Below are 26,680 nucleotides of genomic sequence, written 5' to 3'. Positions count from 1 at the left end.
CGTTTAATTGGAAACCGTAAAACTCAAATCCCCCATCGATGGTTCGATCTACGCCGAGCGGCCCGTGGCAACGGACCAGGCGGTCAACGCCGCGGTCGAGCGCGCCAAGGCGGCGCAGGAGAAGTGGGCGCAGGTACCGATCGTCGAGCGCGGCAAGTACATTCTCGCGATGCTCGAAGCGCTGGTGGCGATGACCGACGAGATCGTGCCGGAGATCGCCTGGCAGATGGGACGTCCGGTGCGCTATGGCGGCGAGTTCGGCGGTGTCAAGGAACGCACCAATTACATGGTCGAGATCGCCGAGCTGGCGCTGAAATCCGTGCCGGCCTCAAACCCGAAGGATGGGTTTCGCCGCTATGTGAAGAAGGATCCGCTCGGCGTCGTCATGGTGATCGCGCCGTGGAACTATCCTTACCTGACCGCCGTCAACACCGTCGTGCCGGCGCTGATGGCCGGCAATGCCGTCATCCTCAAGCATGCCGCACAGACGCTGCTCGTCGGCGAGCGTTTTCAGCAGGCCTTCGACAAAGCCGGCCTGCCAAAGGGCGTGTTCCAGAATGTCGTGCTCAACCACGCGCAGACTGAAAAGCTGCTCGGCTCAGGCAAGATCGACCATGTGAACTTTACCGGTTCGGTCGGCGGCGGCCGCGCCATCGAAAAGGCGGCGGCCGGCACTTTCATGACGCTCGGCCTCGAGCTTGGCGGCAAGGACCCGGCCTATGTGCTGCCCGACGCCAAGATGGACCATGCGGTTGCCAATCTGGTCGACGGTGCCTTCTACAATTCCGGCCAGTGCTGCTGCGGCATCGAGCGCGTCTACGTGCACGAGAAGGTCTATGACGAGTTCGTCGAGGGCTTCATCGCCGAGACGAAAAACTATGTCGTCGGCAATCCGCTGGAGCAGGCGACGACGATGGGGCCGATGGCGCAGGCGCGTTTCGCCGACCTGATCCGCGAGCAGAAGGCCGAAGCGCTGCGCAAGGGCGCCAAGGCGCACATCAACATGAAGGTGGCTGACGACAAGGCCGGTTCGCCCTATCTGGCGCCGGAAGTGCTGACCGAAGTCGACCACCAGATGAGCGTCATGCGCGAGGAAAGCTTTGGCCCGATCGTCGGCATCATGAAGGTGCGCAACGACGAGGAGGCGATCGCGCTGATGAACGACAGCGCCTATGGGCTGACCGCCTCGATCTGGACGCGCGATACCGAACACGCGGTGGCGATCGGCAACCGCGTCGAGACCGGCACGGTGTTCATGAACCGCTGCGACTACCTCGATCCGGCGCTGGTCTGGACCGGCGTCAAGGACACCGGCAAGGGCGCGGGACTGTCGGCCATCGGCTACGACAATCTGACCCGGCCGAAATCCTTCCACCTGCGCGAAGCCATCTGATTTTTCGAAAGACAAAAAATGTCCCAGCTCATCTCCAAATGGAACTACCCCACCACCGTCCGTTTCGGCGCCGGGCGCATCAAGGAACTCCCAGAGGTGCTTGCAGCCACCGGTATCAAGCGGCCGCTCTTCGTCACCGATCCGGGCCTGGCGAAACTGCCGGTCGTCGCTTCGACGCTGAAAATCCTCGACGACGCCAAGGTGCCTTACGGTGTGTTTTCCGAGGTGAAGCCGAACCCGGTCGATTCCAACCTCACCGCCGGCATCGCCGTGTTCAAGAAGGGCAAGCATGACGGCGTCATTGCCTTCGGCGGCGGCTCGGCGCTCGATCTTGGCAAGCTGATCGCTTTCCAGGCCGGCCAGACGCGGCCGGTGTGGGATTTCGAGGACGTCGGCGACTGGTGGACGCGCGCCAATTCGGATGCGATCGCGCCGATCATCGCCGTGCCGACCACGGCCGGCACCGGCTCGGAAGTCGGCCGCGCGGGCGTCATCACCAATGAGGAGACGCACACCAAGAAGGTCATCTTCCATCCGAAGCTCTTGCCGGCGATCGTCATCGCCGATCCGGAACTGTCGGTCGGCATGCCCGCTTTCATCACCGCCGGCACCGGCATGGATGCGCTTGCCCACTGCCTGGAAGCCTATTGCGCGCCGGGCTATCACCCGATGGCCGACGGTATTGCCGTCGAGGGTGTCCGGCTGGTGTTCGAGAACCTGCCGAAGGCCTATGCCAACGGCAAGGACCTTGTCGCGCGCGCCCATATGATGAGCGCGGCCGCCATGGGCGCCGCCGCTTTCCAGAAGGGGCTGGGTGCCATCCACTCGCTGTCGCACCCGATCGGCGCGCTCTACGACACCCATCACGGCATGACCAATGCGGTGTTCATGCCCTATGTGCTCGCCTTCAACCGTAACTCCATCGAGGAGCGTATCGCCCGGCTCGCCGCCTATTGCGGCATCAAGGGCGGCTTCGACGGCTTCGCCAGGGCGATCATCAAACTGCGCAAGGAGTTGAAGGTGCCGCACGCGCTGCCGGGCCTGATCAAGGGGCTCGACATGGACAAGAAGCGCAAGGCGCTTATCGCCGACATGGCGGTGGTCGATCCGACTGCCGGCGGCAACCCCGTCAAGCTGACCAAGAAGGCGGCGCTGACGCTGCTGGAAAACGCCATCGCCGGCACGATCTGAGACGCTTTCCGCATGGAAAATTGATCTGAAAAAGGGGCAGAAAGACAAGGGAGGAGATGAAGGGCAAGGCACAAACTAATTAGCCGGAAAAAGAATCGCGAGGCGATTGCTACAACCGGTTAAAAAGAGTTTACTTTTTCGCACTGCGAGCAGCCGGTTTCACAAAGCTTTCATCTGGCTGTCACATGAAAACGATACCGCATCGCAGGCGTCCAACGGCGTCAGTTCAACGGAGAGAACACATGTTCAAATTCACGGGGAAGGTGCTTTCCCTTTCGGCCGCGACCCTGATGGTGTCGTCGGTGATTTCGTCCGCGGCTTCGCTGGATGATCTCGTCAAGGCCGCGAAGGCCGAAGGCCAGCTCACCACCATCGCACTGCCGCATGACTGGTGCGGTTACGGCGCGGTCATCGACGGCTTCAAGGCTAAGTATCCGGAAATCACCATCAACGAACTCAACCCCGATGCCGGTTCCGGCGACGAGGTCGAGGCGATCAAGGCGAACAAGGACAACAAGGGTCCGCAGGCTCCCGACGTCATCGACGTCGGCCTGTCTTTCGGCCCGTCCGCCAAGAAGGACGGTCTGATCCAGGCTTACAAGGTGTCGACCTGGGACTCGATCCCCGACAGCGCCAAGGATGCCGACGGCTTCTGGACGGGCGATTACTACGGTGTGCTTTCCTTCCAGGTGAACAAGGACCTGGTGAAGGTATCGCCGACGGACTGGGCCGACCTGCTGAAGCCGGAATTCGCCAACTCGGTCGCTCTTGCCGGTGATCCGCGCGCTTCGAACCAGGCCATCCAGGCGGTATATGCCGCTGGTCTCTCGTCGGGCGCGGCGGCTGGTGAAGCTGCTGGCACCGCTGGCCTCGACTTCTTCAAGAAGCTCAACGCCGCCGGCAATTTCGTGCCGGTCATCGGCAAGGCCGCGACGCTGGCCCAGGGCCAGACCCCGATCCTCGTCACCTGGGACTACAACGCGCTCGCCGGTCGCGACACGCTGAAGGGCAACCCGCCCGTCGACGTCGTCGTGCCGAAGACAGGTGTCGTCGCCGGTGTCTACGTGCAGGCGATCAGCGCCTACGCACCGCACCCGAACGCAGCAAAGCTCTGGCTGGAATACCTGTATTCCGACGAAGGCCAGATCGCCTGGCTGAAGGGCTATTGCCACCCGATCCGCTTCAACGATCTCGCCAAGAACGGCAAGATCCCGGCTGACGTGCTGGCCAAGCTGCCGCCGGCCGAGTCCTATGCGGCCGCGGTGTTCCCGACGCTCGACGAGCAGGGCAAGGCCAAGGAAGCCATCACCAAGAACTGGGACGCCGTTGTCGGCGCCAACGTCAAGTAACAGTTGAGATCCACCGGGCGGCTTCACGGTCGCCCGGTTCTTTCTCTCGAAGACGGTAGCCGGCGCATGACCGATATCTCAATGTCCGACCCCGCTGTTACCGGCAAGACGGCGCCTCCCGCCGAGGCGCGCAGCGTGAGGCTGCCGACGCAATGGCTTGGCGTCGCGCCGTTCTTCATTTTCGCCATCATGTTCCTGATCTTGCCCACGCTCTACCTTATGCTGGGCGCATTCCAGAACGATGCCGGAGAATTCACACTCGAAAACATAGTCGCATTGGCGCAGTCGTCGATCGTTGCCGCCTACTGGATTTCGATCAAGGTCAGTCTTGCCTCATCGCTGATTGGCGCCTTTGCGGGTTTGGCGATTGCGATCGCCATCGTGCGCGGTGGCCTGCCGGACTGGATACGCTCGGCGACACTGACGTTTTCCGGCGTGGCCTCGAATTTCGCCGGCGTGCCGCTGGCCTTCGCATTCCTCGCCACACTCGGCCGGCTCGGCCTCGCGACGGTCATACTGAACACCCTGTTCGGCCTCAACATTTACGCACACGGCTTCAACATCCTGTCGTTCTGGGGCCTGACGCTGACCTATGTCTACTTCCAGATCCCGTTGATGGTGGTCATCATCGTGCCGGCCATTGACGGGCTGAAGAAGGAATGGGGCGAGGCCGCCGCGACGCTGGGCGCGACCGTGTCCCAGTACTGGCGCATGGTGGTCATTCCGGTGATCTGGCCGAGCTTCCTCGGCACCGTGATCCTGTTGTTCGCCAATGCCTTCGGCGCCATCGCCACCGCCTATGCGTTGACCGGCTCGTCACTCAACATCGTGCCGATCCTGCTCTATGCCCAGATTCGTGGCGACGTGCTGCACAATGCCCATCTCGGCTATGCCATTGCCTTCGGCATGATCCTGATTACCGGTCTTGCCAATGTCTTCTACATCTGGTTCCGCACCCGTTCCGAGAGGTGGCTCAAATGAAGGCTGGCAGATTCTGGGCCTGGGTCGTCTTCGCGCTGGGCGCGGCCTATTTCTTCATCCCGTTGATCGCGACGGTGGAGTTTTCCATGCGCATGCGGCGCGGTGCCTATTCCTTTGATGCCTACAAGGTCGTGCTGGGCGACGCACGCTTCCAGGCGACATTCGGCTATTCGGTGCTTGCCGCAGTTTTCACCATCATTCTCGGCGTACTGATCGTGGTGCCCGCCGCCTACTGGATCCGGCTGCGCCTGCCGCAACTGCGCCCGATCGTAGAGTTCATCACCTTGCTGCCGCTGGTCATCCCGGCCATCGTCATCGTCTTCGGATACATCAGAATGTATGGCTCGAATTCGCCGTTGCCGTTCCTGGCGACCGACACGGGCACCAATGCCTTGTTGGTCATCGGCTATGCCACACTGTCGTTGCCCTATATGTACCGCGCGGTGGATACAGGACTTCGCACCATCGACGTGCGCACTCTGACGGAAGCGGCGCAGATTCTGGGCGCCGGCTGGGGGACGATCGTCACCCGTGTTATCCTGCCCAACGTGTTGATCGCGGTGTTGTCGGGTGCGTTCCTGACCTTCGCGATTGTCATTGGCGAATTCACCATGGCAAGCCTGCTCAACCGGCCGGCCTTCGGCCCGTATCTGCAGAACATCGGCGCCAACCGCGCCTATGAGCCGGCAGCGCTTGCAATCATTGCCTTCGCCATCACCTGGGGTTGCATGTCGCTGATCCAGATCCTGTCCCGCTTCGCGCCGAAATCGGCGAACCGCCCGAACTGATCGAAAGAACACCACCATGGCCGAGCCATTCCTCTCCATCCAGCACGTCCGGAAATCCTTCGGCGCCACCACGGTCGTGGAGGATTTCAATCTCGACGTCGAGCCGGGTGAATTCGTCTCCTTCCTCGGGCCGTCCGGCTGCGGCAAGACCACCGTGCTGCGTATGGTCGCCGGCTTCGAAGAGCCGAGCGCCGGCAAGATCGTCGTCGCCGGCAAGGACATCACCCGGCTGAAGCCCAATCAGCGCAATGTCGGCATGGTGTTCCAGGCCTATGCGTTGTTCCCTAACCTGACCGTGGCGCAGAACATCGGCTTCGGCCTGAAAGTCGCCGGCATGCCCAAAGCGGACATCGACGCCCGCGTTGCCGAGATGCTCGGCATCATCAAGCTGCCGCAGATGGCCGACCGTTATCCCTATCAGCTCTCGGGCGGCCAGCAGCAGCGCATCGCGCTGGCGCGCGCGATCGCGCCGAAGCCGAAGCTGCTTTTGCTCGACGAGCCGCTGTCGGCGCTCGACGCCAAGGTGCGCGTGTCGCTGCGCGAGGAAATCCGCTCGATCCAGAAGAAGCTCGGCATCACCACCATCTTCGTCACGCATGACCAGGAAGAGGCGCTGTCGATCTCCGACCGCATCGCCGTCATGTATGGCGGCAAGGCCGAGCAGGTCGGCACGCCGTTCGAGATCTACAACCGGCCGGCGACCAAATTCGTCGCCAATTTCGTCGGCACGCTCAACGTGCTCGAAGGCAAGGTCACCGATGCCGCGGCCGGCACGGTTCAGGTCAACACGCAGGAAGTCTCGCTCAAGGGCAAGCTCAACGGCTCGAAGTCCGGCGACACGCTGTCGCTGGCGCTGCGGCCCGAGGCGATTTCGCTCGGCCGCCAGCCCGGCCGCGATTCCAGCCTGATCGGAGAGATATCCGAAGTGCACTTCCTCGGCTCGGTGATCCGGGTCCGCGTCGGCATCGGCGGCAACACGGTGTCGCTCGACACCTTCAACAACTCGGCCACGCCGCCACCCGCGGTCGGTGAGAAGGCCGAGATTTCGTTCTCATCGGGCGACATGCTGGTCTTGCACTAGCGGAGCGAACGTCATTCCGCGGCGGTCTCTAATGCGCCGAACAACGCGTCTTGATCGTCGATGCTCGCAACCCTCGATGCCGTGGGTTCGATGTCTGTAGTGACGAACCGTCGGCGCCGCCCCTCAGGTCACTTTTAAATCCCAGGGCAGGCCAAGGCTTCGACAATCAACAGTATCCTGCCTAGGGGTACTGCCAACAGTCGCTCTTCGCCGCTACGATGAGCCATGGCCCTTTTTGAACTCACCCTTGTCCTGCTTTTGACGGCTGTCGCGCTGACGGCGCTGTCGCGGCGGCTGGAGGTCCCCTATCCGTCGCTGCTGGCGCTGGCCGGGGTCGGCATCGCCTTCGTGCCTGGCGCACCGATGATCGAGATCGATCCGGAACTGGCGCTTGCGCTGTTCATAGCGCCGGTGCTTCTCGATGCCGCCTATGACACGTCGCTGCGCGACCTGAAGCGCTACCGGCTGTCGCTGCTGCTGCTGGCGCTTGGCGCCGTCGTCTTCACCACTGTGGTGGTTGCCTTCGTCGGCTGGAAGATGGCCGGCCTGCCGATCGCCGCGGCGATCGCGCTTGGCGCCATCGTCGCGCCGCCGGATGCCGTGGCGGCGAGTGCCGTTCTCGGGCAATTCAAGGTGCCGCACCGCATCACCGCCATCCTGCAGGGCGAAAGCCTGCTCAACGATGCCACCGCACTCTTGATCTACCGGCTGGCGGTTTCGGCAGCACTCGGCTCGATCATGCTGAGCAACGCCATTCCGGTGATCCTGCTGTCAACGATCGGCAGCCTGATTGGAGGTTATCTGCTTGGCCGCCTCTCGCTCTTGACGCTGACCCGCATCGAGGATGCGGCGAGCAGCACCGTGGTGCAGTTCGCCGGGACATTCGGCGTGTGGATATTGGCCGACAAGCTCGGTCTTTCCGCCATCATCACCATCGTCGTCTACGCCATCACGATTGCGCGCAGTGCACCGCGCCGCATGTCGGCGAGACGCCGTGTCAGCACCTATTCGGTCTGGGAGTCGGCGGTGTTCGTTCTCAACGTGCTGGCTTTCGTGCTGATGGGCCTGCAGGCACGGTCGATCGTCGGCCGGCTTTCCGGCGAAGGGCAGGGCGAGGCCTTTCTGTTTGCCGCGACGGTGCTGGTTGTCGTCATCGCTGCGCGCCTCGTCTGGGTGGCGAGTTATGTTGCGATCATCCGATGGCTTGCCCGTCTCGGCGGCGAAGACAGAAAGCGGGATTTGCCGACATTTGGCGGCGCCGTGCTGGTCGGCTGGTGCGGTATGCGCGGGCTGGTGACGCTGGTGGTGGCCATTGCCCTGCCTGCCGGCTTTCCCGGCCGCGATCCGATCGTGCTTGCCGCCTTCGCGGTGGTTCTGGGTACGCTGGTGCTGCAGGGGATGACGCTGAAGCCTCTGCTGCGGATACTCAACTTCGATCCCGACAGAACCGTCGACAATGAGGTTGCGCAGGCGCGCGTTGCCGTCATGCAGGCCGCACTTGACGTGTTGAGCCGCAAGACATCGGCCGCGGCGGCTGTCGTGCGCGAGCAGTACGAGGCTCAGCGCGTGATCGCGGAAAACCCGGAGGACGCACAGGCGGCAACCGAATACGACCGGCTGCGCCTCTACGCCATCAACCGCCAGCGCGACACGCTGGAGGAATTGCGCAGCAACGGCACGATCGGCGACGAGGCCTATCACCGGCTGGAAGAAGAGATCGACTGGGCGGAACTGGCGGCGTCGCCAGCGGGCCGGTTCCAGCCGTTGACGACGGATTAGAAGATCGCGCGGCGGGGCAGGGGAGGCTGCTGGCACAAGCCGCTTGCATTCTCCTGCACATTGCAAGCAATCCACTGAGCCGCTACTGCCATCGCCGAAGGTGAGCCGGATAAGCAATGAAGCTGGTCAGCTACAACATCCAGTACGGGTTCGGCAGCGACGGCCGCTATGACCTTTCGCGCGCGGCGCGCATCGTCGACGGCGCCGATGTCATTGCCCTGCAGGAGGTCGAGCGGCACTGGCAGCGCAGCCATTTCGACGACCAGCCGGAGCTGCTGTCGCGCCTGCTGCCGGACTATCACTGGATCTACGGCCCGGCCTTCGACATGGACGCCAGCGAGCGGCGGGACGGTCGCCTGGTCAATCGGCGCCGGCAGTTCGGCACCATGGTTCTGTCGAAACTGCCGATCGTCTGGTCGCGCCTGCATGCGCTGCCGATGCGCCGGACGCTCAGGCCGCTCAACACGCGCAACGCGGCGCTCGAATGCATGATCGGCACACCGGCCGGCCCGGTGCGTGTGCTGTCCTTGCATCTCGCCCATATCGCGGCGGAAGAGCGGCTGGAGCAGATCGACTATCTGCTGGCCGAACACCGCCGTGCGCCGTCCGAAGGCGGGCCGTGGAGCGGCATCGATGACGAGCCTTCGCGCAACTGGACCAGCGGCGAAGCCGAGCCGGAAAATCCGCTGGCGGCGATCTGGATGGGCGATTTCAACATGGAGCCGGGCAGCGCCGAATACCGCCGCATCGTCGGCAGCACGCCCTATCATCGGGGTGCTGCCTATCTCGACGGCTTCGTCGATGCCGCCGTTGTGGCGATCGAACCCGCTGATGACTTCCACACGCATGAGAAGATCATCGACGGCAGGCTGGCAAAGCGCCGGCTCGACCACTGCTTCGTCGGCGGTATGTTCGCGGGGCGGGTCCGCTCGGTCGCATCCGATACAGGCGAGGTGGCGTCCGATCACTTCCCGGTCCGGGTCGACATCGATCTCGAAACGCCACTCGGCTTGGGAGGTCGATAGACCCGAAATGACGCTTTTCGTCTTCTTCGCGGTGCTTGCCGCAGCCGCCATGCACGCGATCTGGAACGCGCTGGTCAAGGTGCATCTCGACCGCTTCCTGTCGATCACGCTGATGACATTGGGCATGGGGTTTGCCGCGCTGTTCGTGCTGCCTTTCGTCGAGTTCCCGAAGGCCGCGGTCTGGCCGTTCATTCTCGCTTCGGTGGTCTTCCACATGGGCTACCGAACCTTCCTGATCGGCGCCTACAAGGCCGGCGATTTCGCCCAGACCTATCCACTGGCGCGCGGCACGGCACCGCTGCTGGCCGCACTTGGTGGCATCGTGGTGGTGCAGGAGGTGCCGGCGCCGTTTGCCATTCTCGGCATCCTGCTTTTGTCGGCCGGCACGCTGGTGATGTCGTTTCGCGGCGGCGCGCATCTGGAGAGGCTCAACCTGCGCGCCGTCGGCTTTGCGCTCGGCACGTCGATCTTCATTGCCAGCTATACATTGTCGGACGGCAGCGGCGCGCGGCTGGCGGCGACGGCGCAAAGCTACGCGGCCTGGCTGTTCGTCTGCGACGCGACATGGGCGCTGGTGCTGTGCCTCATCTTCCGCGGGCCGCAGTCACTGCCCCTGCTGGCGCGCGACTGGAAGGCCGGGCTGTTCACCGGCGTGCTCAGCGGCGCGGCCTACTGGATCGTGATGTGGGCGATGACCAAGGCGCCGATCGCCTCGGTGGCATCGCTGCGCGAAACGTCGATCCTGTTCGCCATGCTGATCTCGGTCTACGCGCTCGGCGAGAAGATGACGGGCTGGCGCGGCGCCGCCGCGCTCAGCATTGTTGCCGGGGTTATCGCGCTCCGGATGGGTTAGGCCGCACTCAACCCAGGACTGTCATCACCTGGCCGCGCCGCTCCGGGCTGAAGCGGATGACGACGATGATGCAGACGGCGACCACGCCGGCGAAAAGCGCCAGCGCATAGCCGTAGCTGCCTCCGGCCGACTCCGCTATGCCCGCCTGATACGGACCGCCATAGGATGCGGCAAGGTTGCCGGCCTGATAGATGAAGCCGGGCAAGGTCGCGCGGACCGCCCCCGGCGACAGTTCGTTGAGATGAACCGGGATGACGCCCCAGGCGCCCTGGACGGCGACCTGCATGACGAATGCGCCGATGGCCAACATGAAGGGCGTGGTGCTGTAGGCCCATAGCGGGATCGACGGCAGGGCGATCAGGCAGGCGAGCGTGATGGCGTTGACGCGGCCGATCCTCTCCGACAGCGCGCCGAAGGCCAGGCCGCCGACGATGGCGCCGATATTGGCGACGATGGTGATCCAGCTCACCGTGTGCGGATCGAAGCCATGCTGCTTCTTCAGGAAGGTCGGGTAGAGGTCCTGCGTGCCATGGCTGAAGAAATTGAAGAACATCATCAGCACGACGGCATAGAGCGCGACGCCCCAGTGCTTCTGCAGCGTTTCCAGGAGCCCCGGCTTGACCGATTTCCGCGCCTCGGCGAAGGCCGGCGATTCCGGCACGTGCGAGCGGATGAAGAGCACGATCAGCGCCGGCAAGAAGGAGAGCAGGAACATGGCACGCCAGCCGATCGTGTAGCCGCCGATCGTCTGCTGGTAGAGCAGGCCGTAGACCACCGCCGCCAGGAGGTAGCCGGCGGGATAGCCGCATTGCAGGATGCCCGATACGAAGCCGCGCGCGCTGGGAGGGATGGATTCCATGGCGAGCGAACTGCCAAGCCCCCATTCGCCGCCCATGGCGATGCCGAACAAAGCGCGCAGGGCGAGGAAAATGCCGAGATTGGGCGAGAAGGCCGCGAGCGCGCCGATCACCGAATAGCTGACGATGTTGAGCATGAGGATGGGCTTGCGCCCATATTTGTCGGCGAGCATGCCAAAGAAAAACGCGCCGATGAAGCGCGTCGCCAAGGTCAGGAACAGTGCCTTCGAGACTGCCGGGACATCGGTGTGGAATTCACTCGCAATATCGGTGAGCAGGAATGTCAGAAGGAAGAAATCAAAAGCGTCGAGCGTCCAGCCCAGGAATGAGGCCAGAACGGTTTTCTTCTGCTCGGCAGTGAGATTCAAGGCGTCCTCCTTTGGTGCCCCCAAAGGAACGATATGTCGCCCCGCTCGCAAAAGAGAACAGCGATCAGCCGGAACCGGCGGTCACTTTTTCGTAAGGTCGAGGTCGAAGACCATCAATCCGTCCGTGCCGCCTTCGAGTGCGGCGACCAGCCGGGCGCCGGCGCGCTGATGGGCTTCATGGACGAGATAGGCGTCGCGGGCGGCGGCATCGCGGAAATCGATGGTGAAGCCATGGCCAAAGCCGCGGGCAAAGGGCTCGGGGCTGACATTGGCACTGAAGTGGACCGTGTCCATGCCGTCGATAACCTTTCGAAGCGCCTCGAGGTCGGCATGGATCGCCGTGCGCTCGCTTTCGGGGACATCGCCGCGAAACCGGGCGAAGACACAGTGCCTGATCATTTCTCCATCCCTTCAAGCAGCCCGGTTGCCGGAAAACACAGCCGGCGGCAGGGGTTCGCGGCCGAGGATCAGGTCGGCACCCTTCTCGCCAACCATGATGGTCGGTGCATTGGTATTTGAGGAGGGCACGCGCGGCATCACCGAGGCGTCGCAGACGCGCAAGCCTTCGATGCCGCGCAGCCGCAAATCCGGCGTCACGACAGCCATCTCGTCATGGCCCATGCGGCAGGTGCCGACAGGATGGTGATCGGTCTTTGCGCTGCGGCAGGCGTAGTCGAACAGTTCGTCGTCGGTCGCCAGCGACGGGCCGGGCAGCACTTCGCGCAGCACGTAGGGCTGAAGCGCCTTCTGCCGCATGATCTCGCGCGCCAGCCGCAGGCCCTTGATCGACATGGCGCGGTCATAGGGATCGGACCAGTAGTTGGGATCGATCAGCGGATGGTCGGCCGGGTCGGCGCTCTTCAGTCGCACCGTGCCGCGCGAGCGCGGCCGCAGGAAGGCCGAGTTCAAGGTGACGCCCGGATTGTTCAACTTCTCGACGCCGGCCTCGATGCCGGAGCCCAGGCCGAGATGGAACTGGATGTCGGGCGAGGCGGCGGTCGGGTCGGCGTACCAGAAGCCGCCGGTCTCGAACAGGCTGGAGGCCACCGGCCCCTTCTTCAAAAGCAGATATTGCAAGCCGGCCCAGGCCGTGCGGTGCAGCTTGGCGTAGTTGTCGTAGGTGTGGTCGCCAGTGCATTCGGCGATGACGAACAGATCGAGATGGTCCTGCATGTTGGACCCGACGCCGGGCAGGTCATGCACCGGCGTCACGCCGACCGATTTCAGGTGGTCGGCCGGGCCGATGCCCGACTGCATCAAAAGCTTCGGCGAGCCGATGGCGCCGGACGAGACGATCACCTCGCGCCCGGCGCGCAGGATCTTCTTCTCGCCACCTGGCCGGTCGACGACTTCAACGCCGACAGCGCGGCCGTTCTCGACGACGATGCGTGTCACCAGCACATCGGTCCGGACGGTGAGGTTCTTGCGGGCGCGGATCGGCTTGAGATAGGCGACCGAGGCGGAGGAGCGCCGGGCATCCTTCTGGGTGAGCTGGTAATAGCCGACGCCTTCCTGGGCAGCGCCGTTGAAGTCGGGGTTGAAGGGAATGCCCATCTCCTGGCCGGCGCGGAAATAGGCTTCGCAGATCGGCAGCGGCGAGATCGGGTTCGACACGCCGAGCGGTCCCTGGTCGCCGTGAAAATCGTTGGCGAAACGCTGGTTGTTCTCGGCGCGCTTGAAGTAGGGCAGCACGTCGCGATAGCCCCAGCCGGCGAGACCCTCTTCCTTCTCCCACGCGTCGTAGTCGCGGGCATTGCCTCGCGTGTAGATCTGGGCGTTGATGGACGAGCCGCCGCCGACCACCTTGGCCTGCGTGTACCAGAAGACGCGGTCCTTCATGTTTTTCTGCGGCACGGTGGACCAGCCCCAGGACGCAATGCCCTTGGTCATCTTGGCGAAGCCCGCCGGCATATGGATGTAGGGTTGCCAGTCCTTGCCGCCGGCTTCCAGCAGCAGCACGGAATTCAAGGGATCCTCGCTCAGCCGGTTGGCCAGAACACAGCCGGCCGGGCCGGCGCCCACGATGATGTAGTCTGTCATGTCGTTTCCACCTATAGCCGCGGCACGGAGAGCGCGCCGTCGACATTGATGATCGAGCCGGTCGAAAAGCCGAGCCTGCCGGCGGCAAGCGTCGCCACCACCGCGCCGATGTCTGACGCTTCGCCCCAGCGTTTGGCCGGCACCAGCCCGCTGTCGATCAAGGCATCGTATTTGGCGGTCACGCCTGCCGTCATGTCGGTGCGGATGATGCCCGGACGCAACTCGAACACGCCGATATTTTCAGGGGCGAGCCTGAGCGCCAGGTTCTTCACCCACATGGAAAGCCCCGCCTTCGATATGCAGTATTCGGAGCGCTCCGGCGAAGCCATCTCGGCGCTGACCGAGGTGACGGTGATGATCGATCTTGCATGGCCGCCGGGTGTGGCCAGCATTGCCTTGGCGACGGCCTGGCTGAGGAAGACCGTGCCGCGCAGGTTGATATCAAGCGTGCGGTCGAAATTTTCGGGCTTCAGCTCCAGCAGGTCGCCGCGCACCACGGCGCCGACGCCGGCATTGTTGACGAGACAGTCGATGCGGCCGAAGACGCGCATCGCGGCATCGACCAACACGGCGTGGCCGTCGAGATTGGCGACGTCACAACTGACATAGGCGAGTTTCGCACCGCGCGCCGAGATATCTGCGTCGAGCCCGTCAGGCGCCTGTTCGGCGAGGTCGGCAACCAGAATGTCAAAGCCTGTATCGGCCAGCGCTTCCGCGCAAGCCAGCCCGATCCCGCGCGCGCCGCCGGTGACGATGGCTGCGGGGCGGGTCATGCGGCAAGCTCCACCTTGCGGATATGGTCAGCCACCCGCAACGCCTGGGCGGCGATCGACAGCGCCGGGTTGACCGCAGCCGAGTTCGGCAAAAAACTGGCATCGACGACGAACAGGTTCCGGTGGTCGAACGACCGGCAGAACGGGTCGAGCGGCGCGGTCGCCGGATCGTCGCCCATCCTGACCGTGCCGCACTGGTGCGAGGGCGTGCGCTTGTCGAAGGGGCGCGACAGCACGATGGGGTAGCCGCAGGCGCGGAAGTTTTCGCGCATCACCTTGGTCAGTCCGTCGAGCGACTGCATGTTGGAGCGCCGCCACTGCATGACTATGTCCTTGCCGTCGACCATGATGCGGCTTTCGGGATCGGGCAGGTCCTCGCACATCAAATACCAGTCGACGGCATGGCCGGCCATGAAGTCGAGCACGAATTTCGGCATCGTCCTCACATTGGCCTTGAGCATGTTGCCGTCGATCTTGCCGAGCAGCTGGACATTGCCGAGCGGCTTGCCGCCCCTGCCGTCCGACAGATAATAGTCGTTCAGCATCAGCGTCTTCTGGTAGACGGCATCGTTCCTGCGGCGCGGATCGATCGCCAGCATGGCACTGGAATTGTGGTTCATGAAGTTGCGGCCGACCTGGTCGGAGCGGTTGGCGAGGCCCTTGCCGCCTCCTTTGCCGTTGCCCGGTGAGGGCGAGCGCAGCAGGATGACGGCGGAATTGACCGCGCCGGCGGACAGGATGACCAGTTTCGGCGACACTTTCTTCAGTTCGCCGTTCTGCCGGTAGTGGATCGCGGCGATGCTTTTGCCGTCGGGCGCCGCCTCGAGATACTCGACGTAGCAGCCGGTCTCGAGCCGGATGTTGCTGTCCCCAAGCGCCGCCGCCAGTGGCGCTGTCTGGGCGTCCATCTTTCCCAGGCCGGTGTTGGGGAAAGCGTCCCAGCCGGTTCTGCCTTCCTTCAGCCAGGTATCGATGTCGACGCCGAGCGGCAGCGAGGCCGGATGCAGGCCGAGGCCCTTCAGTTCAGCACGGGCGCGCGCGATCGGTGCTTCGTCGGGCACCGGCTTGAAGGCGTAGGGGATCGAGTGGAACGGTTCGGTCGGATCCTCACCCAGCGTGCCGCGCACGCGAAACAGCTGCTCCGCCCTGGAATACCAGGGCTCGAACTCGTCGTAGGAAAACGGCCAGGCGGGCGAGACGCCGCCGTAATGCTCCATGGCCGAAAAATCTTCCTTGCGGTAACGGATCAGCACCGCGCCGTAGAATTTCGAATTGCCGCCGACATAGTAGTAATTGCCGGGGTTGAAGGCGGCACCGCCGGCCTCGCGCCACATCTCCTTTGGGCGATAGTGGCCGTCGACGAAGATCGAGCGGGTGTCGCGGGCATGCGGGGTTGCCGGCAAGGGCTCGCCACGCTCCAGCATCAGGATCGAGGCGCCGCTGCCGGCCAGGCCGGAGGCGATCGTGGCGCCGCCAATGCCGGAGCCGATGATGACGATGTCCGGATTTGCCATGGCCGTCAGCGGATGCGGCTCTCGGTCGCCGGATCGAAGAACACCGCCTTGGTCAGGTTGAAGGCGAGCGGCGTGCTGGTGCCAGGCTGGATGTTGGCGTCGGCGCGCAGCCGTGCCACCACGCCCTTGCCGCCGAGATTGGTGACGGCGAACGTGTCGGAACCGGCCGGCTCGACGACCTCGATATGCAGGTCGGCGGTGGCGATGTTCGAGGCGTTGCGCTCGGCGCCCTCCGGATCGGTCAGCGCTTCCGGCCGTACGCCGAAGATGATCGGCTTGCCCTGGAATGCCGAGAGACCTGCTGGCGCATTGGCCATCGGCAGCGTGATCGGCTCGCGGGCCTCACGCTGCAGAACGACGGAGAGCGCATTGCCCGATGTGGTGATGGTCGCCGGGATCAGGTTCATGGCCGGCGAGCCCATGAAGTCGGCGACGAAGAGATTGGCGGGGTTGTTGTAGATCTCGGCCGGGGTGCCGAACTGCTGCACCTCGCCGTCGCGCATGACGGCGATCTTTGTCGCCAGCGTCATCGCCTCGATCTGGTCGTGGGTGACGTAGACGATGGTGGTGCCTGTCGTGGCGTGCAGGCGCTTGATCTCGATGCGCATGTCGACGCGCAGCTTGGCGTCGAGGTTGGACAAAGGCTCGTCGAACAGGAAGAGTTTGGGGTCGCGCACCAGCGCCCGGCCCATGGCGACGCGCTGGCGCTGGCCGCCCGAAAGCTGGCTCGGCTTGCGCTGCAGGAGATGACCGATCTGCAGGACCTTGGCCACCTTGTCGATCGCCTTCTGGCGCTCGTCGGCCGGCACGCCGCGCATCTCCATGCCGAACGAGATGTTCCCGGCCACCGTCATGTTCGGGTACAGCGCGTAGCTCTGGAACACCATGGCGATGTCGCGCTTCGAAGGGTGCAGATCGTTGATGGCGCGGCCGTCGACGCGGATCTCGCCCTCGGTGATCTGCTCCAGGCCGGCGATGGTGTTGAGCAACGTGGACTTGCCGCAGCCGGATGGACCGACCAGCACCAGGAAGCCGCCCTTTTCGAGCTCTACATCGATGCCCTTCAGGATCTCGACATTCCCGAAGCGCTTCTTCAGCCCATCAATTTCCAGAAAAGCCATGGTCGTTCCTTCTGAATTGGTCAGCCTTTGACCGCGCCGGCCATCAGCCCGCGCACGAAATAGCGGCCGGCGACGACATAGACGATCAGGGTGGGCAGGGCGGCGATCATCGCGGCCGCCATGTTGACGTTGTATTCGACGACGCCGGTCGAGGTGTTGACGACATTGTTGAGCGCCACCGTCATCGGCATCGCATCGCCGGTGCCGGCATAGGCCGAGGCGAACAGGAAGTCGTTCCAGATGTTGGTGAACTGGTAGATGACGGTGACGACGAAGATCGGCATCGAGTTCGGCAGCATGATGCGGCGGAAGATCTGGAAGAAGGAGGCGCCGTCGACCTGCGCGGCCTTGATCAATTCGGTCGGGAAGGCCTCGTAATAGTTGCGGAAGAACAGCGTGGTGAAGCCGATGCCGTAGACGACGTGGACGAAGACCAGATTGACCGTCGAATTGCCGAGGCCGAAGCTGGTTCCGACGGAGTTCTGCAAGGTCACGCCGAAGCGGCCGACGCTGCCAAGGATCGTCGCCATCGGCAGCAGCACCGACTGGAACGGAATGAAGCAGGCGAACAGCATCAGCCCGAACACCAGCGTCGCGCCGCGAAAGCGCCATTTGGTCAGCACGTAGCCGTTGAGGGCGCCGAGCATGGTCGAGATCAGCACGGCCGGAACCACCATCTTGATGGAGTTCCAGAAATAGCCCTTGATGCCGGCGCAGGTGAGGCCGACGCAGGTCTCGCCCCAGGCCTTCAGCCACGGGTCGAAGGTCGGCGCCTTGGGCAGCGCCAGCATGTTGCCGTTCTGGATCTCGTCCATGGTCTTGAACGAGGTGACCAGCATGACGAACAGCGGCATCAGGTAGAACAGCGCGAACAGCGCCAGAAGCCCGTAGATGACGATGCGGTTGACGAGCTTGGTGTTGATGCCGCCGGAGGCCTGGCGGGCAGGGGTGGCGACGGCGCTCATCGCGGCTTCTCCCTGAGTTCCGAATAGAGATAGGGCACGATGATGGCGACGATGGTCATCAGCATGATCACCGCACTGGCCGATCCGACAGCCATTTCGTTGCGCTTGAAAGTGTATTCGTACATGAAATTCGAAGGCAGCCAGGCCGAGCCGCCGGGGCCGCCGGACGTCAGCGCCACGACAAGGTCGTATGACTTGATGGCGAGGTGGGCGAGCACGATGAAGGCCGATAGGAAGATTGGCCGCAGCAGCGGGATGACGATGCGGCGGTAGAGCTGGAAGGTTGTGGCGCCATCGATCTGCGCTGCCTTCATGATCTCGCCGTCAATGCCGCGCAGGCCGGCCAGGAACATCGCCATGATGAAGCCGGAGGCCTGCCAGACGCCGGCGATGACCACGGTGTAGATGACGAAATCCTTGTTCTTGATCCAGTCGAAATGGAAGCTCGTCCAGCCCCATTGATGCAGCGTCTGTTCGAGGCCGAGGCCGGGATCGAGGAACCATTTCCAGGCGACGCCGGTGACGATGAAGGACAGCGCCATCGGATAGAGGTAGATCGGCCGCAGCACGCCTTCGCCGCGGATCTTCTGGTCGAGCAGGATGGCCAGGAACAGGCCAAGCGCCAGGCAGATCAGGATGTAGAGAAAGCCGAAAATGCCCATATTGGTTATCGACGTGTACCAGCTCGATGGCGGGTCGGTGTCGAAGGTCCAGCCCCACAGCCGCTGATAGGCGCGCGAACCTGTGATGACGTAGGACGGGAAGGTTTTGGAATTGGTGAAGGACAGATAGATCGTCCACAGGATGAAGCCGTAGACGAAGACGATGGTGATGGCGAAGCTCGGCGCCAGAACGATCTTCGGCAAGGCGTCCTGCAGGCGCGAGCGCACCGAGGTGCGCGACCGCTCCGGCGTCAGCTTGATCTGGCTTGTTGCTACTGTGCTCATGAGCTCCTCCCGTTTCGGGTCGTCCGTGCGCCGCCGTCAGGCGGCAAGGCGGCCCCGTGCATACGGGTCTTCGGTCGGCATGGTGTCGAGCCGGCCAATCCTGAGATAAAACCTTCCCCGCCGAAGCGGGGAAGGTGATTTCGAGCGTTGCGCTTACTTGGCGTCGTCGATCGCCTTGACCAGTTCGGTCACGGCCTCGTCCGAGGTCTTGATCTGACCATGGACGAACTTCGAGACCACGTCCTTGTAGGCATTGGCGACAGCCGGCGGGGCGCCGTAGCCCTGGGCCAGCGAGCCGAACAGCGTGCCGCCTTCGTTGGCCGCCTTCAGGTCGGCGATGCCCTTCTTGCCGCAAGCGTCGAAGTCGGTGTCCGGAACGTCGGTGCGGGCCGGAACCGAACCCTTGACGACGTTGAAGGCCGACTGGAAGCTCTTCGACAGGGTGGCGGTGGCCAGCGCGACCTGGGCGGCCTTGCGGTCGTCCGGAACGTTGAACATGCCGAACATGTCGGAGTTGTAGATCACCGAGCCGTCGGTGCCCGGGAAGCGATAGCACAGGAAGTCGGTGCCCGGGGTCTTCTTGGCGGCGTGGAACTCACCCTTGGCCCAGTCGCCCATGACCTGCACCAGGGCATCGCCCTTGATGACCATGGCGGTGGCAAGGTTCCAGTCGCGGCCCGAGAAGTTCGGGTCGACATAGGTGACGAGCTTGGCGAGGTTGTCGAACGACTTCTTCATCGTGTCGGACTTGAGCGAAGCATCGTCGAGGTCGTTGAAGGCCTTCTTGTAGAACTCGGGTCCGCCGGTCGACAGCACGACGGAGTCGAACATGGTGGCTTCCTGCCAGTTCTGGCCGCCGAGAGCGAGCGGGATCACACCCGCGGCCTTGGCCTTGTCGAGCAGGGCGACAAAGTCGTCGAAGGTCTTCGGCTCGGTGCCGCCGATCTTGTCCATGACGGCCTTGTTGATCCACAGCCAGTTGACCGAGTGGACGTTGACCGGAGCCGCGACCCACTTGCCTTCATAGACCGAGAACTTCTGCAGGGCCGCCGGAACCGACTTGTCCCAGCCTTCCTTCTTCGCCGTCTCGGTCAGGTCGCCCATGACGCCGGCCGCGGCATAATCGAGCACGGTGTAGCCGAGCATCTGCGAGGCGGTCGGATAGTTGCCGGCCGCGACCATCGCCTTCAGGGCGGTCATGGCAGCATCACCGCCGCCGCCGGCGACAGGGACGTCCTTCCAGGCATAGCCTTCCTTGGCCAGGTCGCCCTTCAGCACGTTGAGGGCAGCCGCTTCGCCGCCCGACGTCCACCAATGCAGCATCTGCACTTCCTTGACGTCCGCGGCGTGCGCCGAGAACGCAAAGCTCGTCGCAAGAGCCGTTCCGATAAGCAGTTTGCGCAACATGTACTTCCTCCCTTGTTGCATTACACGACCGGTGGAAGCCCACCGGGTTCTTCCCAACTCAGCCGACCCACCATCCGGTGCGCTGGCCGCGATGAAACTGGATTGTCTTTTCCTCGGTATAGTCCTCGACGGCGCGTTTGCCGAGTTCGCGTCCGAGACCGGACTGCTTGTAGCCCCCGAAAGGCAGCTCGGGATAACCTTCCATGAATGTGTTCACCCAAACCGTCCCCGAACGCACCCCACGCGCCACCGACATGCAGGTGTCCATGCTGGCGCTCCACACGCCTGCAGAGAGACCATAGGGCGTGTTGTTGGCGATGTGCAACGCCTTCTCAATCGATTCAAAGGTGAGCACTGAGAGCACCGGTCCGAACACTTCCTCACGCGCAATGGCCATGTCCTCGGTGACGCCACGCAGGATGGTCGGGTCGAGATATTGGCCGGCATTGGAGGCCAGCTGCTTGCCGCCGCTGAAGACATTGCTGCCTTCGCCCGCCGCTGCCGCAACGTAATCCGTCACCTTGGCCAGATGGTCGGACGAGATCATCGCGCCGACCTTGGTTTGCTCGTCAAGCGGGTCGCCGACCTTCACCCTGGCGGTGAGTGCCTTGACGGCGCTGAGAAAATCTCCGGCGATCGCCTCGTGCACGATCAGCCGGCTGCCGGCATTGCAGCATTCGCCGGCATTGAAGAAGCCACCGAACACCGCCGCGTCGGCGGCGGCCTCGAGGTCGGCATCGGGAAAGACGATCTGGCCGTTCTTGCCGCCAAGTTCCATCGAGACCTTCTTCAGCGATTGCGCGGCGGAAGCCATGGTCATCTTGCCGACGCGGGTCGAGCCGGTGAACGACACCATCTCGACCAGGGGGTGGCCGACCATCGGCGCGCCGACATCGGCGCCCAGACCGGCCAGGATGTTCACGACCCCGGCGGGCAGGCCGGCTTCGAGCAGGATGTCGCCCAGCACGAAGGTCGAGGCCGAGGTCATTTCGCTCGGCTTGACCACTGCCGTGCAGCCGGCGGCGAGCGCGAAAGGCAGTTTCTGGCTGACGATGAGGAACGGGAAATTCCACGGCGTGATGATCGAAACGACGCCGATCGGCTCGCGCACGACCACGCCCAGCATGGCATCGCCGAGGTTGGCGTAGCTCTCGCCATGCAGTGTGCGGGCGAGCGAGGCGGCATAGCGCCAGATGTCGACGGCGCCGCCGATCTCGCCGCGCGCCTGGGCGATCGGCTTGCCGGATTCCAGCGCGTCGAGCCGCGCGATGTCTTCCAGCCGTGTCTCGATCAGGTCGGCTGCCCTGAACAGGATCGCGGCGCGCTCGCCGGCCTTCATGCGTGGCCATGGGCCGGTCTCGAACGCCTTGTGCGCGGCCTGCACCGCCGCTTCCACCTCCGCCTCGCCGGCTTGTGCATAGCGCGAAACGGTGAAGCCGTGGCCGGGGCTCTTGCGTTCCAGCGTGCGGCCGTCGCGAGCATCGACGTGCTTGCCGTCGATCAGCAGCCGGTAAGATTTCGGCGCGGCTGAGGCCTCGGCGGGCATGGCGATGTTGAGGGGTGCGTTCATCAGAGGGTTTTCTCTAGCTTCTTGAAAATGCTGGCTTCTGCTTGGTTTTGAAGGCGTCAACGCCAGCCTTGAGGTCGCCGGTAAGCGCGATAAAGCCGCTGGCCAGCGCTTCGGCAGCGGCCGCACTTTCCTCGCCCTCGGCCACCGCGATCATCAGCTTGGCCGCTTCCGTTGCCAACGGGCCGCGCTCGGCGATCTTTTCCCCCCAGCTCTTGGCACCGTCGAACGCCTTGCCGGTTTCGGTCACCCGGTCCACCACGCCAAGGGCCTGCGCTTCGGGAGCGAGAAGTATATCACCACCCAAGGCCATGCGCCGCACCGTCTGTGCGCCGAAGCGGCGCACGGCGCGCTGCGTGCCGGACCAGCCGGGCACGACGCCGATCGAGGTTTCGGGGAAGCCCAATTTCACATGCGCCTCGGCGACCCGGAAATCGCAGGCGACCGCCAGTTCCAGCCCGCCGCCCAGCGCATGGCCGGACAGCACGGCGATGGTCGGTTGCCGCAGCCGCGCCAGCCGGTCGAAGACGCGGTGGCCGTAGCGCACCCATTGCACCTGGAAATCGGCAGCACTCATCGCGCCCCAGGCCTCGACATCGCCGCCGGCGCAAAAGCCCTTGCCTTCGCCGCGCAAGAGCACGACGCGGACGCCTTCGGCCAGCTCTGCCTCGTCGAGCGCGGCTTCGAGCGCGCGCAGCATCGGAATGTCCAGCGCGTTGAACTTTTCAGGGCGGCGCAGCGTGACGATGCCGATGGCGCCGTCCTTTTCGAATGTAACGAGGCGCTCAGCCATGCGCGCCTCCGAGCGAGGCGCCGCCATTGAGCGACAGGCCGATCGGCCCGTCCTGGTAGAGCGCCGCCGGCGTCACCTTGAGGTCGTTGGCGACACCGAGCGGCATCTCGGCCTGCGCCAGGACATCGCGCCCGAGGTCGATGCCCGGTGCCAGCTCGGTGACCATCAGGCCGTCGGGCGTCAGCTTCATCACGCAGCGCTCCGTGACATAGGTGATGTCCTGGCCCTGGGCGACGGCGCGCTTGCCGGAAAACGAGATGTGCTCGACCTCGTTGACCACCTTCTTGACCTTGCCCTCCTGGTCGATGCGGATGCCGCCATCGGCCAGCGAAAGCTTGGCACCGGCATTGAAGAAGCCGGAGAAGACGATCTTCTTCGCCCGCGCAATAATGTCGACAAAGCCGCCGGCGCCGGCGGTGACATGCGGCCGCGCCGACAGTTTCGACACGTTGACCGAGCCGTGGCGGTCGATTTGCAGGAAAGACAGCAGCGAGGCGTCGAAACCGCCGGCCTGGAAATAGATGAACTGGTGCGGCGAGGGCATGATCGCCTCGGCGTTGGAGGCGCAGCCGAACTTGAAGTCGAGCAGCGGCACCCCGCCGACCGCGCCCTGCTCGATCACCCAGGTGACCTTGCCGTGCTGGCCTTCTTCCAGAAGGATGCGCGGCACATTGGCCGAGATGCCGAAGCCTATGTTGACGGCCATGCCGTCGCGCAATTCCATGGCGACGCGGCGCGCGATCACCTTCTGCACGTTCATCTCGGCGTTGCGGAAGGTCGACAGCGGCCGGAAGATCTCGCCCGAAATCGCCGGGTCGTAAGGCGTCAGCGTCGTCTGCAGCTGGTCGGGCGCCACCACGATATGGTCGACCAGCACGCCCGGCACACGCACATCATGCGGCTTCAGCGTGCCGTTCTCGACGACGCGTTTGACCTGCGCGATGACGATGCCGCTATTGTTGCGGGCGGCGAGCGCCTGTTCGAGGCCGCCGAGATAGGCGCCTTCATGCTCATAGGTGAGGTTGCCGCGCTCGTCCGCCGTGGTGGCGCGGATGATCGAGATGTTGGGCACGATCGAGCGGAAATAGAGCCATTCCTCGCCGTCGAACTGCTGTACCGACACGATCGGCTCGCTGGCCGCGGCGTTCATGGCGCAGCCCTGATGGCGCGGGTCGGCAAAGGTGTCGAGACCGACCTTTGTCAGCACGCCCGGCCGTTTGGCGGCGGCCTCGCGGTGCATGTCGAACAGGATGCCGGATGGCACGTTGTAGGCGGCGACCGAATTGTCGCCGATCATCTTCCATATCTGCGGCGGCTCGGACGAGGAGGGGCCGGAAGGATAGGAACCGCATAGCGTGCGCTTCAAGAGGCCCGGCTTGGCCAGATGATCGATTCCCTTGATGCCGTACATGTCGCCGGCGGCGATCGGGTGCAGCGTGGTGATGTTCTTGGGGTGACCTTCGCCATCGAAGCGCTCGCCGATGGCGGCCAGCACCGCGTCCGGACAGCCAAGGCCGCTCGACGACGACACGGATACCGTCATGCCATCCTTGATCAGGCTGGCTGCCTGTGCCGCTGAAACGACCTTGCTCACTTCATGCTCCCGAGTTTCGGGTCGATCTTGACGGCCTTGCCGGAGCTGGCCGACTGCAACGCCGCCTCGGCTGATGCGAGCGACCAGATGCCGTCCTCGCCGGCGGCGGCAGGCTGGCCCTTGCCGAGGATCGCGGCATGGAACCGACGCACCGATCTGACGTAGAGATCCTCGCGGTCGAAGCTCAATTGCTCCTCACCCTTGGCTGTGCGCAACAGCACAGAGCCGTCCGGTTTCTGGGTCATCACATCGCTGGCGATCAGCGAGCCTTCCGAACCATGCACTTCGAAGCCGGTGCCGGCGAATTTGGTGGTGAAACCCTCATGCGACTGGGCGATGAGGCCCGACTTGAAGCGCCAGATGCACATGGCACCGTCTTCCAGACCGCCGGCGGCCATGCCGGCCGATTGCGTGAAGGCCGAGACCTCGACCGGATCGTCGCCGAGCACGAAGCGCAGCGTGTCGGCATCGTGGACTGTGATGTCGAGCACCACGCCGCCGCCGGCTTCCGGTTTGGTGATGCGCCAGCCCTGCAGATTCTCCGGCAGATAGACGGAATGGAAGACGCGCGCGGCGATTGGCTTGCCGATGCGCCCCGATGCGATGGCGTCACGCATGGCGCGATGCGCGCCGGCGTTGCGCAGATGATGGTTGGTGCCGAGCACGATGCCGGCCGCCCTGGCCGCCGCGACCATTTTGCGCGCGTCGGCGCTGGTCAGCGCCAGTGGCTTCTCGCACAGCACATGCTTGCCCGCCGCGATGGCGGCAAGCGCCTGTTCGAGATGCAGTTCGTTGGTGGTCGAGATGTAGACGGCGTCGATGTCGGACTTCAGCAAGGCATCCAGCGTAGACACCGCGGCTGGAATGCCGTTTTCCCTGGCATAGGCCGCCGCGCGTTCCGGATTGGAACTCATCACCGCCGCGATCTCGCCGCCCTCTTGCGCGCGAATGGCGTTGATCATGAATTGCCTGGCGATCGTGCTGGCGCCGATCAGCCCCCATTTGACACTCACGCGGCGCCTCCCGTTCCCGTGGGCCTGTTTCGCGTGCGGAGATCCGGACCGCAGCTTTCCCTGACCACGAGATTGACCGCGCCGATATGGTCTTCGGCCCGCGTGGTGCGGGACTGGATCAGCTTGAGCATGACGTGGGCGGCGCGCTCGCCGAGGCCGGCTGTGTCCACCGCGACGCTGGTCAGCGCCGGCATGTAATGTTCGGCCTCGACCACGTCGTCGAAGCCGACGACGGCGAAATCCGGTCCCGGCTCAAGCCGGCGCTTGCGCAATGCCAGCATCACGCCAAACGCGACGGCATCGTTGAAGCAGAGGGCGGCGGTCGGCGGCTCGGCCATTGTAAGGGCGGTCTCCAGGCAAGCGAGGCCGCCTCGGCGATTTGTTTCGCCCTCGACGACCAATACGTCGCGGGCGGAGATGCCCAGCGTCTCGCAGGCCTCGCGAAAGCCGCCCAGCCGTTCCTGATAAACCACCAGATCCGAGGTGCCGCCGAAGAAGGCGAGCCGGCGATGTCCTTTGGCGATCAGATGGGCCGCGGCAAGATAGGCGCCGCGATGATTGTCGGGCGCGATAACAGGGATGCGGCTTTCAGGCAGGCGGCGCATGGCGAAGACCACCGGCACGCCCGCCAATTCCAGCCGCCGGAAAGCGCCTGGCGTGGTGCCGCGCGCCGGTGACACGATGAGACCGGCGACGCCCTGTTCCATCAGCGACTTCAGCACCTCTTCCTGGCGCACCGGATTCTCCGCCGTGTTGGCGATGAAGGGCACGATGCCGGCCGACTGGAAGACGCGTTCCATGCCGACCGCCAGCTCGGCGAAGAACGGGTTGGTGAGGTCGTTGATGACCATGCCGATGACATTGGAATGGGCCTTGCGCAGATTGGCGGCGCCGCGGTTGTAGACGTAGCCGACATCCTCGATCGCCTTGCGCACCTTGACCGCGGTTTCAGGCCGGATCAGCCCGCTGCCCTGGAGCACGAGCGATACCGTCGATTTGGACACGCCCGCCTCGCGGGCAATGTCGAATATCGTGGCCTTGGCCCGGCTGGCCATCTCGATGCGTCCTCCCAGCTTTTCTCACTCAAATCTATTGGAACGTTCTAATCACTGGTTCAATCTTGAGTCAATCGCGAATTTTTCTCAGCCGCAAAAACTGATTGTGCGTACTCAAATAGCACGGCCGGTAAGGCCTTCCGTGTTGCAACGCAGCATTTGCCGCCAGATTCGCTCCGAATCTTAAAGGTTCTTGATTTATTGGAACGTTCCATTTAATAGGCAC

Annotated in this window: 23 protein-coding genes; 9 read left to right on the top strand and 14 right to left on the bottom strand. The window is 64.0% G+C overall.

What is annotated here, in order from left to right; all coding sequences use genetic code 11:
• Positions 1-7: 7 nt before the first annotated feature.
• The 9 genes from CK227_RS09050 (at position 8) to CK227_RS09010 (ending at position 10,440) form a co-directional block, all read left to right on the top strand.
• Positions 8-1,393 (top strand): aldehyde dehydrogenase family protein, encoded by a 1,386-nt coding sequence (locus tag CK227_RS09050; RefSeq protein WP_095772569.1) that lies wholly within the window; start codon positions 8-10, stop codon positions 1,391-1,393.
• 18 nt (positions 1,394-1,411) lie between these two features.
• Positions 1,412-2,584 carry an iron-containing alcohol dehydrogenase gene (locus CK227_RS09045; protein WP_095772570.1) on the top strand — a complete coding sequence of 391 codons (1,173 nt, stop codon included), beginning with the start codon at positions 1,412-1,414 and terminating at the stop codon, positions 2,582-2,584.
• 242 nt (positions 2,585-2,826) lie between these two features.
• The gene (locus tag CK227_RS09040) at positions 2,827-3,933 is read left to right on the top strand and encodes an ABC transporter substrate-binding protein (protein ID WP_095772571.1); all 1,107 of its coding nucleotides are present in this window, start codon (positions 2,827-2,829) and stop codon (positions 3,931-3,933) included.
• Positions 3,934-4,014: 81 nt separating this feature from the next.
• Positions 4,015-4,914, top strand: coding sequence for an ABC transporter permease subunit (locus tag CK227_RS09035; RefSeq protein WP_179296421.1), 900 nt, complete (start codon positions 4,015-4,017; stop codon positions 4,912-4,914).
• A complete protein-coding gene (locus CK227_RS09030; protein WP_095772573.1) occupies positions 4,911-5,702 on the top strand; it encodes an ABC transporter permease in 792 nt (263 codons plus the stop codon). The genes CK227_RS09035 and CK227_RS09030 overlap by 4 nt, the downstream gene beginning before the upstream one ends.
• Before the next feature lie 16 nt (positions 5,703-5,718).
• The gene (locus CK227_RS09025; RefSeq protein ID WP_095772574.1) at positions 5,719-6,783 is read left to right on the top strand and encodes an ABC transporter ATP-binding protein; all 1,065 of its coding nucleotides are present in this window, start codon (positions 5,719-5,721) and stop codon (positions 6,781-6,783) included.
• Positions 6,784-7,008: 225 nt separating this feature from the next.
• Complete coding sequence (locus tag CK227_RS09020; RefSeq protein WP_095772575.1) at positions 7,009-8,562, top strand: sodium:proton antiporter; 1,554 nt, start codon at positions 7,009-7,011, stop codon at positions 8,560-8,562.
• A 116-nt stretch (positions 8,563-8,678) separates the two neighbouring features.
• Positions 8,679-9,587 carry an endonuclease/exonuclease/phosphatase family protein gene (locus CK227_RS09015; RefSeq protein WP_095772576.1) on the top strand — a complete coding sequence of 303 codons (909 nt, stop codon included), beginning with the start codon at positions 8,679-8,681 and terminating at the stop codon, positions 9,585-9,587.
• Between the two features lie 7 nt (positions 9,588-9,594).
• A complete protein-coding gene (locus CK227_RS09010) occupies positions 9,595-10,440 on the top strand; it encodes an EamA family transporter (protein WP_095772577.1) in 846 nt (281 codons plus the stop codon).
• Positions 10,441-10,447: 7 nt separating this feature from the next.
• Here CK227_RS09010 and CK227_RS09005 read toward each other — a convergent pair whose 3' ends face one another.
• The 14 genes from CK227_RS09005 to CK227_RS08940 form a co-directional block, all read right to left on the bottom strand.
• Positions 10,448-11,665, bottom strand: a complete 1,218-nt coding sequence (locus CK227_RS09005; RefSeq protein ID WP_179295808.1) for an MFS transporter — start codon at positions 11,663-11,665, stop codon at positions 10,448-10,450.
• Between the two features lie 81 nt (positions 11,666-11,746).
• The gene (locus tag CK227_RS09000) at positions 11,747-12,064 is read right to left on the bottom strand and encodes a Dabb family protein (RefSeq protein ID WP_095772579.1); all 318 of its coding nucleotides are present in this window, start codon (positions 12,062-12,064) and stop codon (positions 11,747-11,749) included.
• 12 nt (positions 12,065-12,076) lie between these two features.
• On the bottom strand, positions 12,077-13,705 hold the full coding sequence (locus CK227_RS08995) for a choline dehydrogenase (RefSeq protein WP_095772580.1): 1,629 nt from the start codon (positions 13,703-13,705) through the stop codon (positions 12,077-12,079).
• A gap of 11 nt (positions 13,706-13,716) precedes the next feature.
• Positions 13,717-14,478 (bottom strand): 3-ketoacyl-ACP reductase, encoded by a 762-nt coding sequence (locus CK227_RS08990; protein ID WP_095772581.1) that lies wholly within the window; start codon positions 14,476-14,478, stop codon positions 13,717-13,719.
• Complete coding sequence (locus CK227_RS08985; protein WP_095772582.1) at positions 14,475-15,992, bottom strand: GMC family oxidoreductase; 1,518 nt, start codon at positions 15,990-15,992, stop codon at positions 14,475-14,477. Before CK227_RS08985 ends, CK227_RS08990 begins: the two co-directional genes overlap by 4 nt.
• Positions 15,993-15,997: 5 nt before the next feature.
• Complete coding sequence (locus CK227_RS08980; RefSeq protein ID WP_095772583.1) at positions 15,998-17,113, bottom strand: ABC transporter ATP-binding protein; 1,116 nt, start codon at positions 17,111-17,113, stop codon at positions 15,998-16,000.
• Between the two features lie 20 nt (positions 17,114-17,133).
• Complete coding sequence (locus CK227_RS08975; RefSeq protein WP_064980812.1) at positions 17,134-18,078, bottom strand: carbohydrate ABC transporter permease; 945 nt, start codon at positions 18,076-18,078, stop codon at positions 17,134-17,136.
• Positions 18,075-19,025: a sugar ABC transporter permease gene (locus CK227_RS08970; protein WP_027047381.1), complete on the bottom strand. Its 951-nt coding sequence runs from the start codon at positions 19,023-19,025 to the stop codon at positions 18,075-18,077. The genes CK227_RS08975 and CK227_RS08970 overlap by 4 nt, the downstream gene beginning before the upstream one ends.
• A gap of 153 nt (positions 19,026-19,178) precedes the next feature.
• Positions 19,179-20,432 carry an ABC transporter substrate-binding protein gene (locus tag CK227_RS08965; protein ID WP_095772584.1) on the bottom strand — a complete coding sequence of 418 codons (1,254 nt, stop codon included), beginning with the start codon at positions 20,430-20,432 and terminating at the stop codon, positions 19,179-19,181.
• A 58-nt stretch (positions 20,433-20,490) separates the two neighbouring features.
• Complete coding sequence (locus CK227_RS08960) at positions 20,491-22,002, bottom strand: aldehyde dehydrogenase family protein (RefSeq protein ID WP_095772585.1); 1,512 nt, start codon at positions 22,000-22,002, stop codon at positions 20,491-20,493.
• 13 nt (positions 22,003-22,015) lie between these two features.
• Positions 22,016-22,792 (bottom strand): enoyl-CoA hydratase/isomerase family protein, encoded by a 777-nt coding sequence (locus tag CK227_RS08955; RefSeq protein ID WP_095772729.1) that lies wholly within the window; start codon positions 22,790-22,792, stop codon positions 22,016-22,018.
• Positions 22,785-24,386, bottom strand: coding sequence for an acyl CoA:acetate/3-ketoacid CoA transferase (locus CK227_RS08950; RefSeq protein ID WP_095772586.1), 1,602 nt, complete (start codon positions 24,384-24,386; stop codon positions 22,785-22,787). Before CK227_RS08950 ends, CK227_RS08955 begins: the two co-directional genes overlap by 8 nt.
• Complete coding sequence (locus CK227_RS08945; RefSeq protein ID WP_095772587.1) at positions 24,383-25,399, bottom strand: Gfo/Idh/MocA family oxidoreductase; 1,017 nt, start codon at positions 25,397-25,399, stop codon at positions 24,383-24,385. The genes CK227_RS08950 and CK227_RS08945 overlap by 4 nt, the downstream gene beginning before the upstream one ends.
• The gene (locus tag CK227_RS08940) at positions 25,396-26,454 is read right to left on the bottom strand and encodes a LacI family DNA-binding transcriptional regulator (RefSeq protein WP_095772588.1); all 1,059 of its coding nucleotides are present in this window, start codon (positions 26,452-26,454) and stop codon (positions 25,396-25,398) included. The genes CK227_RS08945 and CK227_RS08940 overlap by 4 nt, the downstream gene beginning before the upstream one ends.
• Positions 26,455-26,680 lie beyond the last annotated feature (226 nt).

Source organism: Mesorhizobium sp. WSM4308, from assembly GCF_002294905.1.
Classification (GTDB): Bacteria; Pseudomonadota; Alphaproteobacteria; order Rhizobiales; family Rhizobiaceae; genus Mesorhizobium.
The sequence above is the reverse complement of the archived record's forward strand: the minus strand, read 5'-3'. Positions and strand labels throughout refer to the sequence as shown.

Excerpts from the sequence above, each read along its gene's own strand:
- CK227_RS09045 (WP_095772570.1), top strand. The coding sequence starts at position 1,412 with ATGTCCCAGCTCATCTCCAAATGGAACTACCCCACCACCGTCCGTTTC.
- CK227_RS09040 (WP_095772571.1), top strand. The coding sequence starts at position 2,827 with ATGTTCAAATTCACGGGGAAGGTGCTTTCCCTTTCGGCCGCGACCCTG.
- CK227_RS09035 (WP_179296421.1), top strand. The coding sequence starts at position 4,015 with ATGTCCGACCCCGCTGTTACCGGCAAGACGGCGCCTCCCGCCGAGGCG.
- CK227_RS09030 (WP_095772573.1), top strand. The coding sequence starts at position 4,911 with ATGAAGGCTGGCAGATTCTGGGCCTGGGTCGTCTTCGCGCTGGGCGCG.
- CK227_RS09025 (WP_095772574.1), top strand. The coding sequence starts at position 5,719 with ATGGCCGAGCCATTCCTCTCCATCCAGCACGTCCGGAAATCCTTCGGC.
- CK227_RS09020 (WP_095772575.1), top strand. The coding sequence starts at position 7,009 with ATGGCCCTTTTTGAACTCACCCTTGTCCTGCTTTTGACGGCTGTCGCG.
- CK227_RS09015 (WP_095772576.1), top strand. The coding sequence starts at position 8,679 with ATGAAGCTGGTCAGCTACAACATCCAGTACGGGTTCGGCAGCGACGGC.
- CK227_RS09010 (WP_095772577.1), top strand. The coding sequence starts at position 9,595 with ATGACGCTTTTCGTCTTCTTCGCGGTGCTTGCCGCAGCCGCCATGCAC.
- CK227_RS09000 (WP_095772579.1), bottom strand. The coding sequence starts at position 12,064 with ATGATCAGGCACTGTGTCTTCGCCCGGTTTCGCGGCGATGTCCCCGAA.
- CK227_RS08995 (WP_095772580.1), bottom strand. The coding sequence starts at position 13,705 with ATGACAGACTACATCATCGTGGGCGCCGGCCCGGCCGGCTGTGTTCTG.
- CK227_RS08990 (WP_095772581.1), bottom strand. The coding sequence starts at position 14,478 with ATGACCCGCCCCGCAGCCATCGTCACCGGCGGCGCGCGCGGGATCGGG.
- CK227_RS08985 (WP_095772582.1), bottom strand. The coding sequence starts at position 15,992 with ATGGCAAATCCGGACATCGTCATCATCGGCTCCGGCATTGGCGGCGCC.
- CK227_RS08980 (WP_095772583.1), bottom strand. The coding sequence starts at position 17,113 with ATGGCTTTTCTGGAAATTGATGGGCTGAAGAAGCGCTTCGGGAATGTC.
- CK227_RS08975 (WP_064980812.1), bottom strand. The coding sequence starts at position 18,078 with ATGAGCGCCGTCGCCACCCCTGCCCGCCAGGCCTCCGGCGGCATCAAC.
- CK227_RS08970 (WP_027047381.1), bottom strand. The coding sequence starts at position 19,025 with ATGAGCACAGTAGCAACAAGCCAGATCAAGCTGACGCCGGAGCGGTCG.
- CK227_RS08965 (WP_095772584.1), bottom strand. The coding sequence starts at position 20,432 with ATGTTGCGCAAACTGCTTATCGGAACGGCTCTTGCGACGAGCTTTGCG.
- CK227_RS08960 (WP_095772585.1), bottom strand. The coding sequence starts at position 22,002 with ATGAACGCACCCCTCAACATCGCCATGCCCGCCGAGGCCTCAGCCGCG.
- CK227_RS08955 (WP_095772729.1), bottom strand. The coding sequence starts at position 22,792 with ATGGCTGAGCGCCTCGTTACATTCGAAAAGGACGGCGCCATCGGCATC.
- CK227_RS08940 (WP_095772588.1), bottom strand. The coding sequence starts at position 26,454 with ATGGCCAGCCGGGCCAAGGCCACGATATTCGACATTGCCCGCGAGGCG.